Origin of the sequence: Mixta sp. BE291 (genome assembly GCF_031457955.1) — a bacterium.
Taxonomy (GTDB): domain Bacteria; phylum Pseudomonadota; class Gammaproteobacteria; order Enterobacterales; family Enterobacteriaceae; genus Mixta.
Window position 1 is genome coordinate 517,161 of record NZ_JAVDXN010000002.1, and the last position, 12,755, is coordinate 529,915.

Below are 12,755 nucleotides of genomic sequence, written 5' to 3' on the forward strand. Positions count from 1 at the left end.
GATGAATAATTTGAACGTAATTATTGCCGATGACCATCCAATTGTTCTGTTTGGCATTCGTAAATCTCTTGAACAGATTGAATGGGTCAACGTAGTTGGTGAGTTTGAAGACTCGACAGCATTGATCAATAGCCTTTCTAAACTGGACGCCAACGTCCTGATTACCGACCTCTCCATGCCTGGCGAAAAATATGGCGACGGCATTACGCTGATCAAATATATCAAACGCCACTATCCGGATCTGTCGATTATTGTTCTGACCATGAACAATAACCCGGCAATCCTCAGCGCCGTGCTGGATCTGGATATCGAAGGCATCGTACTGAAACAGGGTGCGCCGACCGACCTGCCGAAAGCGCTGGCGGCACTGCAGAAAGGGAAAAAATATACCCCGGAAAGCGTGGCCAAGCTGCTGGAGAAAATCAGCGCAGGCGGCTATGGCGATAAGCGCCTGTCGCCGAAAGAGAGCGAAGTGCTGCGCCTGTTCGCCGAAGGCTTCCTGGTGACTGAGATCGCCAAAAAGCTGAACCGCAGTATCAAAACCATCAGTAGCCAGAAAAAATCAGCCATGATGAAGCTGGGCGTGGATAACGATATCGCCCTGCTGAACTACCTCTCCTCGGTCAGCACCACCGCACCGATGGATAAAGAGTAAATCTGAGTAACGCGTCAGGGAGGACGCGTTATTATCAATCGGCACCGATAAACAGACCCAACGCCAGCATTGGGTGCGTTTTAGATAGCGCTGCTGCCTTACACGCCACGTATTTTCCTGACGCGCTCGGCATAGATCGCCAGCGAGGTTTTTAACGTATCCAGCGTGACCGGCTTCGACAGACAATTATCCATACCCGCCTCCATACAACGCTGTTTCTCTTCCGCCAGCGCATTCGCCGTTACGCCAATAACCGGGAAGGTTTGCCCAAGCTGGCGCAGACGCTGCGTTAAGCGATAGCCATCCATATTCGGCATATTCACGTCGGTAAGCACGATATCGATTTCGCTGCGGCTAATCACATTCAACGCATCCACGCCATCCTGCGCGGTTTTTACCCGATATCCCAGCGAGCTAAGCTGATCGGAAAGCAGCATGCGGTTGATCGGATGATCGTCCACCACCAGAATCAAAATGTCATGATTATCAATGCCGGGCTGCTCCGGCACCGGCAGCGACGCCAGGCCATCCGGCACGTCCACCACCACGCTATAGATTCTGCCCAGCAGGGCTGGCAGCTCGTGCGGCATCGCGGTGCTGTAGATCCAGCGCCCAGGTTTGAGTTCATACGGCACATCAATATGCGCACCGTCAAAGGTGATAATCGCGCGCACCGGCAGCTCCGGCTGGAAATCATAATCGGTAATGATCACGTCATCCGCGCCCCACTCGCCATCGTCAAGACGCCGCACCTGAATACCATGCGCCTGCAACAGCCGGGTCATAAAGTCAGAGAGCGCATCGTTACGCAACGCCAGCCAGATCTGCTTATCTTCCAGACCTTCATGCAGCACCGGCGCCATCACCTGGCTGTTATAGAGCGGAATGCGCACAATAAACTGGCTGCCCATGCCCGGCTCCGATTCCACTTCAATATCACCGTCCATCATATTGATCAGCTTTTCACAGATCGCCAGCCCAAGGCCGGTTCCCTGGAAATTCCGCTGCACCCCGGTGCCGACCTGGAAGAAAGGATCGAACAGGCGGGTGATCTCTTTATTGGCAATGCCAACGCCGGTATCACGCACGCGCACCGCCAGATAGCCCTGACGAATATAGGCATGCAAAATAATGCAGCCGGTATGGGTGAATTTGATGGCGTTGTTAAGCAGGTTGGAAATCACCTGCTGCAGGCGCATCGGATCGCCATCCAGCGCCACCGGCACGTCATATTCAATAAAGCAGTAGAGCGTCAGGCGCTTTTTCACCACCAGCGATAAATAGTTGGCGGTGATATGGGTAATGATCTCGCGCGGCGCAAAAGGACGCGGTTCGATTTGCAGCTGTTCCGACTCAATTTTCGAGAAGTCGAGAATATCGCTGATGATTTTCAGCAGCAGGCTGGAGGAGTTATTCATTGCCGTGACCAGCGAATCCACCCCTTTCGGCAGCTGCTTGGTCTGCAATAAATCGAGGTTACCGATAATGCCATACAGCGGCGTGCGCAGCTCATGGCTGACGGTCGCCAGGAACATCGACTTCGACTGGCTCGCCTGCTCGGCCGCCTGCGCCATCTCCTGCAGCGACTCTTCCATTTTCACGCGCGCGCTTACATCCACCAGCACGCAAATCGCCACGTTTTCATTGCGATAGCGTGAGTGAACGAAACTGATTTGCAGGTTGGTATTGCTGCCGGTCAGCAGATCAACAAAATTTACCTGCTGACCGCTGATGATTTCCGTCAGCTTCTGGCGATCTTCCTGCGTCAGCATGGTGAGATAGTTATGCGCCAGCTCGTTACTCAGAATATTGGTGCCGTCGCGGGTACGCAAAATACAGATGCCCACCGGCGCGGAAGCAACAATTTTGCGGTTAAACTGCTCATGCTCTTCCAGCCGGTGCGCGTTCTCTTCCGCTGGCAGAAACATGCGCCTCTCAAACAGCCAGGCCAGCGTAAACAGAATAATCGCGCTGATCAAATTCAGCAGAATGGCATTAATCATCAGCAGCTTCAGCCGATCCACCAGCACATCGGTCGGCACTGAATAGATAATGCTCAGGTTTGAAGGATGCAGATTTTTCTTCAGCACCAGCTGCTTATAGCTGTCGACATAGCCAAACCAGGCTTTTTCATCATCAGGCACGTCATCAAGCGAGAAAGCCACCCGGCCGCGATTGGATGACAGCACCGGCTGATTCGCTTCATTAACCAGCGTGGCGGTAACCGGCAGGCTGCCTGGCGTAACAAAATCATCGATGCGGATGTTTTGCTCAATCCCCAGCAGCGCTTCCAGTTTGTTAGCGATATAGATCGGCGTAACCATATAGAAATAGCCGATGCCGGGTTGCCCGTTATTGCTTACCCAGTAAAGGCTGCTTTTGCGCTCGTCTTCACTGCTGTTGCGGTAGCGCAAAATACGTTCATGCAGGGTTTTCACCGTGCGTTCGCGATCGACCGAGCCGTTGCCAATGCCGAAGTCAGCCATACAAAACCCTTCGCCGCCGATAAAAAATACCCGGTTCAGCTCATAGGCGGAGGCGAAGTTGGTTTTCCAGTAGTTAAGGAAATAGCTGAGCGACTCCAGCGAACTGCGCCAGGTATTGCTCATTGCGGAGCAGTTTGAATTAGCGACCAGCGGATAAAACTGCGGCAGCGTGACTTTACCGGGGAAGACGCCGTTCAGCACGTCCGTGCCGTTAGCGCTGTTGCTAAGGCGGTTTTCCGCAATGAACTTTAGCTCGCGGGTGATATCGGTGGAGTGACGCACATACCACTGCGCCTGATCGTAGTTAAGCGTAAACTCCTGACGCACCTGCGCTTCTTGCTCATGCAGAATGCTGATAACGTAGAACGCGGTTAGCAGCGCTCCCAGCGACCAGAGCATCAGCGCCAGCGCGCGGAACAGGTAGCGGGAAATCCTTAGCGTAGTGCGAAACGAAACGAGATATTTCAAGGGAAACCTGGGCGCAACCGCCGATGATTAAAAATTTTTGATCCCGCTACAGTAGCCGCAGACGGCGAAAAAAGCCAGCCGGGCGCAGCATCCGCAGCAGAAATGGGAAAGCGCTTAGCGCAGCGCGTGGCTTATCGCCCGTGCTGCGCTGCGCCAGCCAAAGCCAGACATAAAAAAACGGGCCAGCAGCACGCTGACCCGTTGTTGATACGCTTAACGGCTTCCTGTTTCATCACGCCGCTAACAGCCAGACGACGATGAAACAGCCAGCAGACGATTACTCTTCTTCGCCGTCCACGGTGTCGTCGTCAGTTTCCACTTCCGGGGCGATATCCTCCTCCCCTTCCGCGACACTGCCATCGATCGCGTCCAGCTCTTCTTCTTCTACCGGCTCAGCCACACGCTGCAGGCCAACCACGTTCTCATCCGCTGCGGTACGGATCAGAATCACGCCCTGAGTGTTACGGCCAACAATGCTGACTTCCGATACGCGGGTGCGCACCAGGGTTCCGGCATCGGTGATCATCATGATCTGATCGCTGTCTTCCACCTGCACCGCGCCAATAACCGGCCCGTTGCGATCGGTGACTTTGATCGAGATAACGCCCTGCGTCGCACGCGATTTGGTCGGGTATTCGCTGTTAGCGGTACGTTTACCGTAGCCGTTCTGCGTTACCGTCAGGATTGCGCCTTCATCACGCGGCACGATCAGCGAAACCACGCGATCGTTTTCCGCAAGCTTGATGCCGCGCACGCCGGAAGCGGTACGGCCCATGGCGCGTACGGCCTGCTCAGAGAAGCGCACCACTTTACCGGCGGCGGAGAACAGCATCACTTCGTTGCTGCCTTCGGTCAGCGCCACGCCGATCAGCTCATCATCTTCACGCAGGTTGACGGCAATAATACCGGCGCTGCGCGGACGGCTGAACTCGGTCAGCGAGGTTTTCTTCACGGTCCCGCTGGCGGTCGCCATAAAGATATTGGTGCCTTCGGTATATTCACGCACCGGCAGAATGGCGGTGATACGTTCGTTGGCTTCCAGCGGCAGCAGGTTGACGATAGGACGTCCACGCGCGCCACGGCTCGCTTCCGGTAGCTGATAGACTTTCATCCAGTAGAGTCGACCACGGCTGGAGAAGCAGAGGATAGTATCGTGCGTGTTCGCCACCAGCAGGCGATCGATAAAGTCCTCTTCTTTAATGCGCGCCGCCGATTTCCCTTTACCGCCGCGACGCTGCGCTTCGTAATCGGAAAGCGGCTGATACTTCACGTAGCCCTGATGCGACAGGGTCACTACCACATCTTCCTGATTGATCAGATCTTCGATATTAATATCGGCGCTGTTGGCGGTGATTTCGGTACGGCGCTGGTCGCCAAACTGGTCGCGAATCGCTTCCAGCTCTTCACGGATCACTTCCATCAGGCGCTCGGCGCTTTCCAGAATATGGATCAGCTCGGCGATCTGCTCCAGCAGCGCTTTGTACTCGTCCAGCAGCTTCTCATGTTCCAGACCGGTCAGCTTCTGCAGACGCAAATCAAGAATGGCCTGCGCCTGCTGCTCGGTCAGGTAGTAGCGACCGTCGCGAATACCAAACTGCTCTTCCAGCCACTCAGGACGTGCGGCGTTATCGCCCGCGCGTTCCAGCATGGCGGAAACGTGGCCCAGCTCCCACGCCTGCGCAATCAGTCCGGCTTTTGCTTCGGCTGGCGTCGGCGCGCGACGGATCAGCTCGATAATCGGATCGATATTCGCCAGCGCAATCGCCAGACCTTCCAGGATATGCGCGCGATCGCGGGCTTTACGCAGCTCATAAATCGTACGGCGCGTCACCACTTCGCGGCGGTGACGAACGAAGGCTTCAAGGATATCCTTCAGCGCCATAATCTTCGGCTGGCCCTGATGCAGCGCCACCATATTGATACCGAAAGAGACCTGCAGCTGCGTCAGCGAATAGAGATTATTCAGCACCACTTCCGCTACCGCATCGCGTTTCACTTCAATCACGATGCGCATACCGTCTTTATCAGACTCGTCGCGCAGCGCGCTGATGCCTTCGATACGCTTGTCTTTCACCAGCTCCGCGATTTTCTCAATCAGGCGCGCTTTGTTGACCTGATAGGGAATTTCGTGAATCACGATGGTTTCACGGTTGGTTTTGGCATCGGTTTCCACCTCGCCACGCGCGCGGATATAGATTTTACCGCGCCCGGTACGATAGGCCTCTTCGATACCGCGACGACCGTTGATGATGGCAGCAGTAGGGAAATCCGGTCCCGGGATATGCTCCATCAGCCCTTCGACGCTGATATTCTCATCATCGATATAGGCCAGACAGCCGTTAATCACTTCGGTTAGGTTATGCGGCGGAATATTGGTCGCCATACCTACCGCGATGCCGGAGGAACCGTTGACCAGCAGGTTAGGCACTTTGGTCGGCAATACTTCCGGAATCTGTTCGGTGCCGTCGTAGTTCGGCACAAAATCAACGGTCTCTTTATCCAGATCCGCCAACAGCTCGTGGGCAATTTTTGACATACGCACTTCGGTGTAACGCATCGCCGCGGCAGAGTCGCCGTCAATGGAACCGAAGTTGCCCTGCCCATCCACCAGCATATAACGCAGCGAGAACGGCTGCGCCATACGCACGATGGTGTCATAAACGGCGGAGTCGCCGTGCGGGTGATATTTACCGATGACGTCGCCAACGACACGGGCAGATTTTTTGTAAGGTTTGTTCCAGTCGTTCCCCAGCACGCTCATGGCAAAAAGCACGCGGCGATGGACAGGTTTCAGGCCATCGCGAACATCTGGTAATGCACGGCCAACGATGACCGACATGGCGTAATCGAGGTAAGAGCTTTTCAGTTCTTCTTCGATATTAACCGGTGTGATTTCTCTGGCAAGGTCGCTCATGGAGCCGCTATCCCTCTACATTTATCCCGGATTTAAAGGTGCGAAAGTATATCACATTGCAATGATTCGGTGAACGGAAAGCAGCGTTTAAAGCGCGCTTTCACCTTTGGCGCGTCGTGCTGATTGCCACGAGAAGATGTATACTCCGGGAAACTTTGTCAGGAGATGAAAAAGATGAATGCAAGCGCGCAGATCAACAATGTGGATCAGGCTGAAATCGCCAAATTTGAAGCGGTGGCATCACGCTGGTGGGATCTGGAAGGCGAGTTTAAGCCGCTGCATCGCATTAATCCGCTGCGCCTTGGTTATATTGCCCAGCACGCGGGCGGACTGTTCGGCAAGAAAGTGCTGGATGTCGGCTGCGGCGGCGGGATCCTTGCTGAAAGCATGGCGCGTGAAGGCGCGCAGGTGACCGGCCTGGATATGGGCGCGGAGCCGCTGGAAGTGGCGCGTCTGCATGCGCTGGAAAGCGGCGTCACGGTGGATTATGTGCAGCAAACGGTGGAAGATCACGCCGAGCAGCACGCGGGCAGCTATGACATCGTGACCTGTATGGAGATGCTGGAGCATGTGCCGGATCCGCGCTCGGTGGTGCTGGCCTGCGCCCGTCTGGTTAAACCGGGCGGCGAAGTCTTTTTCTCGACCATTAACCGCAACGCGAAATCCTGGCTGATGGCGGTAGTGGGCGCGGAATATGTGCTGCGCATGGTGCCGCGCGGCACCCACGATGCGAAAAAGTTTATTCGCCCGGCAGAGCTGCTGCACTGGGTGGATGAAACCCCGCTGCGCGAAAAGCACATCATCGGCCTGCACTATAACCCGCTGCGCGACAGCTTCCGTCTCGCGCCCGGCGTTGACGTCAACTATATGCTGCATACGCACCACGGCGAAAGCTGATTGCCCGCAGGCGCGCAGTGAGCGATCCTCGCGCCTACAGATGAAAATGGCTGGCCTGTAGCTCTCGCTCCAGCCAGCCAAGGAAGCATTTTATTTTGTCCTTTTTTTCGCTGCCGTGAGGAAACACCAGATGATGGGCGCTCACCGGCATGGCGAAACTGTCGTCGAAAACCGGCACCAGCTTTCCCGTGCGAATATAGTCCTGCGCCAGCAGATCGCTCTCCAGAATAAATCCCATATTCATGCAGGCGGCTTCAAAGCTCATATAGGAGCGATCGAAGCTAAAAACCACATTTTTATTTTTGCACTCAACGCCATGCCATGAAAACCAGACGTCCCAGCCAATCAGCGTAATTTCTGAGTTAATTAATTCGTTGAGCATCAGTTGCTCAGGATGGCTTACCGGGTTGCGCGCCAGATAGTCCGGCGAGGCCAGCACAATCATTTTTTCATTTTTAATGGTTTTAACATTTAACGTCGACCATTCCGCCAGCCCGTGGCGAATATCAATATCCAGATTATCGCGGGCAAACTGCAAATTTTCATAAGAACAGGTGACGTTAAGCTGGATATCGGGATGCGCGTGCCGGAAGGTGTCCAGACGCTTCATGAGCCACAGCAGCCCAAAACTGGGCGAGGAGTGAACCCGTAAATGCTCATGATGGATATCATGAATAGCCTTTTCCGTGGCCCGCCCAATTACCGTCAGCGGACCGGCGATCTCTTTTAGATAAACTTCTCCCGTTAACGTCAATACCACGCCTTTGCCGCTACGGGTAAACAGTTTCTTACCTAAAAACTGCTCCAGCGCGGCGATCTGATGGCTTACCGCAGAGGCCGTAACGTTTAAATTCTCTGCCGCGCTATTCAGGCTGCCGCTGTTCGCCACTTCAATAAAAGCTAATAAATTTTTTAGCGAGGGTAAAGGAAGCGTCTTTTTTTTGTGGCCCGTCACAGTATGCTCCTGAAATGATCATTTTCGCCGCCTGAGATTTTATTGTGCCGCAGCATAACCAACAATGAAATCGCCACGTTTTTCTCATTCACCCGCTTAAGCTTTTCACAACATAAACGTGACAACGTTAGCAATAATTTATTTCCATGCTTGACTTACCCCGTCTGACTGGATTGAGAAAAAGGCATGCGCGCTTGACCGCTCTCACGAATCAAGTTTTTCTCAGCCACAACTGAATTTTTTTAACTTCCCATTTATTTTTTAGCGCATATAGTCAAGCCATCTTATTTAATCGAACCTCATAAAAAAAATGTAATTAAAACTATTTACGACGCCATTTATTTAAGAGGCTACTCTATGTTGAAAACAGACGCTGTGCTATTAGCATCAGACCGGAAAACCCATTATCGTTTTATTGTGCTTGCGCTGATATTTATTGTTTACGCTGTTAATTACGCTGACAGAACGAATATTGGCGCGGTGCTGCCTTTTATTATTGAAGAGTTTCAGATAAATAATTTCGAGGCGGGCGCCATTGCCAGTATGTTTTTCCTTGGCTACGCCATAAGCCAGATCCCCGCCGGTTTTTTTATGGCAAAAAAAGGCATTCGTGGCATGGTTGCCCTTTCAATATTTGGTTTCTCATTTTTTACCTGGCTGATGGGCACCGCTTCATCGGTGGTGGGATTAAAATGGATTCGGCTGGGGCTGGGGCTAAGCGAAGGGCCGTGCCCGGTGGGCCTCGCCTCAACCATTAATAACTGGTTTCCCGCCAAAGAGAAAGCCACTGCCACCGGCGTATTTATCGCTGCCACCATGTTTGCCCCGATTATTGTTCCACCGCTGGCGGTCTGGATTGCGCTCGAATATGGCTGGCGCTGGGTATTTTTCTCTTTCGCTATTCCTGGCATGGTGGTTGCCGTTGCCTGGTATCTGTTAGTAAAAAGCAAACCTGAAGAGAGCCGCTTTGTCGCGCAAAGCGAGCTGGATATCATTCAGGCCGATCGCCAACCGGGTAGGCAGGCGCGCAAGAATTTAGTTATGCATCCTAAATTCGCGCTACTCGATCGTATTATTCGCGTGAAAAAGCTGGAGCCAATTAGTCGGGCTAAAGATCTGTTTAAGTCTAAAAACATTATTGGTGATTTCCTCGCTTATTTTATGATGGTCAGCGTACTTTATGGCTTGCTGACCTGGATACCGCTTTATTTAGTACAGGAAAAAGGCTTTACCTTTCTGAATATGGGTTTTGTCGCCACCATGCCCTGCCTGGGTGGATTAATTGGCGCCATCGGCGGCGGTTATATTTCTGATAAATTACTTGGCAAACGCCGCAAGCCCACCATGATGTTCACCGCCATGACCACCGTTATTATGATGTTGGTGATGCTTAATATTTCCGGCGACACCGTCACTATTTGTCTCGGCCTGTTTTTTGTCGGGCTGTGCCTCAATATCGGCTGGCCTGCCTTTACCGCCTACGGCATGGCGGTTGCTGACAGTAAAACCTATCCCATCGCCGCCTCCATTATTAATAGCGGCGGTAATTTAGGCGGCTTTGTTTCGCCGATGGTAGCCGGTTTTTTACTGGATAAAACCGGCAGCTTTAATGCGGTATTCACCTATTTCGGTATTTGCGCGGCGGCAGGACTGGTGCTTATTTGCCTGCTCGACGAGCCGGAATAATCCACGCGTTATTACGTTCTAGCAAGGAGTTGATTATGTTATTACAGGATAAAGTCGCCGTTATTACCGGCGCGGCCTCGGTGCGCGGTTTGGGCTTCGCCACCGCCAGGCTTTTTGCCAGCCAGGGCGCCAAAGTCGTGATTATCGATCTTGATGCCGAAGCCAGCGCAGCGGCCGCGCGCCAGCTGGGCGACGGCCACCTCGGTCTGGCCGCGAACGTGGCCTGCGAACAGCAGGTAAACGCAGCGATTGAACAGGTCCTGGGCGCCTTTGGCCGTATTGACGTGCTGGTTAATAACGCCGGGATCACGCAGCCGATTAAATTAATGGATATCAAGCGCGAGAACTACGATGCGGTGCTGGATGTGAGTTTGCGCGGCACGCTGCTGATGTCGCAGGCGGTGATCCCGGCCATGCGCAGTCAGCACGCTGGCAGCATTATTTGTATCTCTTCCGTTTCCGCCCAGCGCGGCGGCGGCATTTTCGGTGGACCGCACTACAGCGCCGCTAAGGCGGGCGTCCTTGGGCTGATGAAAGCGATGGCGCGTGAACTGGGGCCAGATAACATTCGCGTTAATGCGATTGCGCCCGGCCTGATCCAAACCGATATCACCGCTGGCAAGCTTTCCGATGAGATGCGTCAGTCTATTCTGGCCGGTATTCCGCTGAATCGTCTCGGTGAGGCGGCGGATATCGCGGGCGCAGCGCTGTTCCTCGCCAGCCCCCTTTCCGCTTACGCCACCGGCATCACGCTCGACGTGAATGGCGGCATGCTGATCCATTAACTGACTTAAGGGGAAACCACTATGTCACAGAGTGAACTACAGAAGGTTGCCGCAGCGGCGTGGCGTATTCGCCGCTACGCCCTGCGCATGGGCGAGGTGCAGGGCCAGGGCTACATTGGTCAGGCGCTGGGCATTGCAGATGTCCTTGCCACCGCATTTTGTCACACCATGAATATTCGTCCGCAGGAGCCTGAATGGGAGCAGCGCGATCGCTTCCTGCTTTCGCATGGGCATTACGCCATCGCCTGTTACGCGGCGCTGATCGAGGCGGGCATTATTCCTGAAAGCGAGCTGGAAACCTATGGCTCGGATGATAGCCGCCTGCCGATGTCGGGCATGGCGAGCTATACGCCCGGCATGGAGATTTCCGGCGGCTCGCTGGGGCAAGGGTTAAGCATCGCCGTGGGCATGGCGCTGGGGCTGAAACAAAAGCAAAATCCCGCGCTGGTGATCAACTCCATGTCCGATGGCGAACTGGATGAAGGATCCACCTGGGAGGCCGCGCTGTCGGCGGCGCATTATCAGCTTTCCAACCTGATTAACCTGATCGATGTGAATCGCCAGCAGGCGGACGGCAACTCGCAAAAAATATTGGGTTTTGAGCCATTGCAGGATAAATGGGCGGCGTTCGGCTGGTATGTACAGCGCGTAGACGGGAACGATTTGCAGCAGGTTATTACCGCGTTTGATAACGCGAAAAATCATCCTGACGCCGTGCCGCGCGTGATCATTTGCGACACCCTGATGGGCAAAGGCGTTCCTTTTCTTGAGGCGCGCGACAAGAATCACTTTATTCGCGTTGATGCTGACGAATGGCAAAAAGCGCTGGCCGTGTTAGATACGCAACCACAAGGAGTCGCATAATGGCGCAACCGTCAACCAAACCCCGTTTGACTACCTCTGCGATGATCGCCTCTATCGCCGATGAAGGCCAGCAAACCCGCGCCGCGCCGTTTGGTCATGCTCTGGTGGAGCTGGCGCGCCAGCGGCAGGATATTGTCGGCATGACGGCGGATCTGGCGAAATATACTGATTTACATATCTTCGCCCAGGCTTTTCCGGCGCGTTTTTTCCAGATGGGCATGGCCGAGCAGCTGCTGATGGGCGCGGCGGGCGGCATGGCGAAAGAGGGCTTCGTGCCGTTCGTCACCACTTACGCGGTTTTCGCCACGCGCCGCGCCTACGATTTTATTCACCAGGTGATTGCTGAAGAGCAGCTTAACGTCAAAATCGCCGCCGCCCTGCCCGGCCTGACCACCGGCTATGGTCCCAGTCATCAGGCGACAGAGGATGTAGCGATTATGCGCGGCATTCCAGGCATGACGATCATCGATCCCTGCGACGCGCTGGATATTGAACAGGCGGTTCCGGCGATGGCGGCGCATAACGGGCCGGTCTATATGCGGCTGCTGCGCGGCAAGGTGCCGGTGGTGCTGGATAAATATGATTACCATTTTGAAATCGGCAGGGCCAGGCTGCTGGAAGAGGGACAGGATGTGCTGCTGATCGCTTCCGGTATTATGACCATGCGCGCGCTGGCGGTAGCGGAACAACTGCGCAAAGAGAATATCAGCGTGGCGGTTCTGCACTCACCTACCATCAAGCCGCTGGATGAAGTGACGATTCTGGCGCAGGCGGCGAAGCCAGGACGGCTGGTGATCACCGTTGAAAACCACAGTGCCGTCGGTGGCCTCAGCGAAGCGGTGGCGGCATTGCTACTGCACAAAGGCGTCCATCCGGCGTTTGATACCATTACCCTGCCCGATGCCTATCTTGACGCCGGCGCGTTGCCAACGCTGCACGATCGCTACGGCATTTCGACGGCGGCAATGATCGCCAAAATCAAGGCGCGCCTGGGTTAAACCGATGCCGTCGGGCCTCCCGACGGCATTTTCTCACTGCCTGCTGC

Annotated in this window: 9 protein-coding genes; 6 read left to right on the forward strand and 3 right to left on the reverse strand. The window is 54.4% G+C overall.

All coding sequences use genetic code 11. The features are described 5' to 3' along the window. Position 1: 1 nt before the first annotated feature. A complete protein-coding gene (gene rcsB, locus J2X14_RS07395; RefSeq protein ID WP_085071058.1) occupies positions 2-655 on the forward strand; it encodes a response regulator transcription factor RcsB in 654 nt (217 codons plus the stop codon). A gap of 98 nt (positions 656-753) precedes the next feature. Here rcsB and rcsC read toward each other — a convergent pair whose 3' ends face one another. Further along, positions 754-3,609 (reverse strand): two-component system sensor histidine kinase RcsC, encoded by a 2,856-nt coding sequence (gene rcsC / locus J2X14_RS07400; protein WP_352410568.1) that lies wholly within the window; start codon positions 3,607-3,609, stop codon positions 754-756. Between the two features lie 277 nt (positions 3,610-3,886). Then, positions 3,887-6,523, reverse strand: a complete 2,637-nt coding sequence (gene gyrA, locus J2X14_RS07405; protein WP_352410569.1) for a DNA topoisomerase (ATP-hydrolyzing) subunit A — start codon at positions 6,521-6,523, stop codon at positions 3,887-3,889. Between the two features lie 174 nt (positions 6,524-6,697). On the opposite strand from gyrA, the gene ubiG reads away from it, so the two are divergent. Beyond that, positions 6,698-7,420 carry a bifunctional 2-polyprenyl-6-hydroxyphenol methylase/3-demethylubiquinol 3-O-methyltransferase UbiG gene (gene ubiG / locus J2X14_RS07410; protein WP_352410570.1) on the forward strand — a complete coding sequence of 241 codons (723 nt, stop codon included), beginning with the start codon at positions 6,698-6,700 and terminating at the stop codon, positions 7,418-7,420. A gap of 34 nt (positions 7,421-7,454) precedes the next feature. On the opposite strand, the gene J2X14_RS07415 is transcribed toward ubiG, so the two are convergent. Next, complete coding sequence (locus J2X14_RS07415; protein WP_352410571.1) at positions 7,455-8,375, reverse strand: LysR substrate-binding domain-containing protein; 921 nt, start codon at positions 8,373-8,375, stop codon at positions 7,455-7,457. 375 nt (positions 8,376-8,750) lie between these two features. On the opposite strand from J2X14_RS07415, the gene J2X14_RS07420 reads away from it, so the two are divergent. The 4 genes from J2X14_RS07420 to J2X14_RS07435 are packed head-to-tail and all read left to right on the forward strand — an operon-like array spanning position 8,751 to position 12,708. Next, complete coding sequence (locus J2X14_RS07420; RefSeq protein ID WP_352410572.1) at positions 8,751-10,061, forward strand: MFS transporter; 1,311 nt, start codon at positions 8,751-8,753, stop codon at positions 10,059-10,061. A gap of 35 nt (positions 10,062-10,096) precedes the next feature. Continuing rightward, complete coding sequence (locus tag J2X14_RS07425; RefSeq protein ID WP_352410573.1) at positions 10,097-10,846, forward strand: SDR family NAD(P)-dependent oxidoreductase; 750 nt, start codon at positions 10,097-10,099, stop codon at positions 10,844-10,846. Positions 10,847-10,867: 21 nt separating this feature from the next. Beyond that, positions 10,868-11,710, forward strand: coding sequence for a transketolase (locus J2X14_RS07430; protein ID WP_352410574.1), 843 nt, complete (start codon positions 10,868-10,870; stop codon positions 11,708-11,710). Next, on the forward strand, positions 11,710-12,708 hold the full coding sequence (locus tag J2X14_RS07435) for a transketolase family protein (RefSeq protein ID WP_352410575.1): 999 nt from the start codon (positions 11,710-11,712) through the stop codon (positions 12,706-12,708). Before J2X14_RS07430 ends, J2X14_RS07435 begins: the two co-directional genes overlap by 1 nt. Positions 12,709-12,755 lie beyond the last annotated feature (47 nt).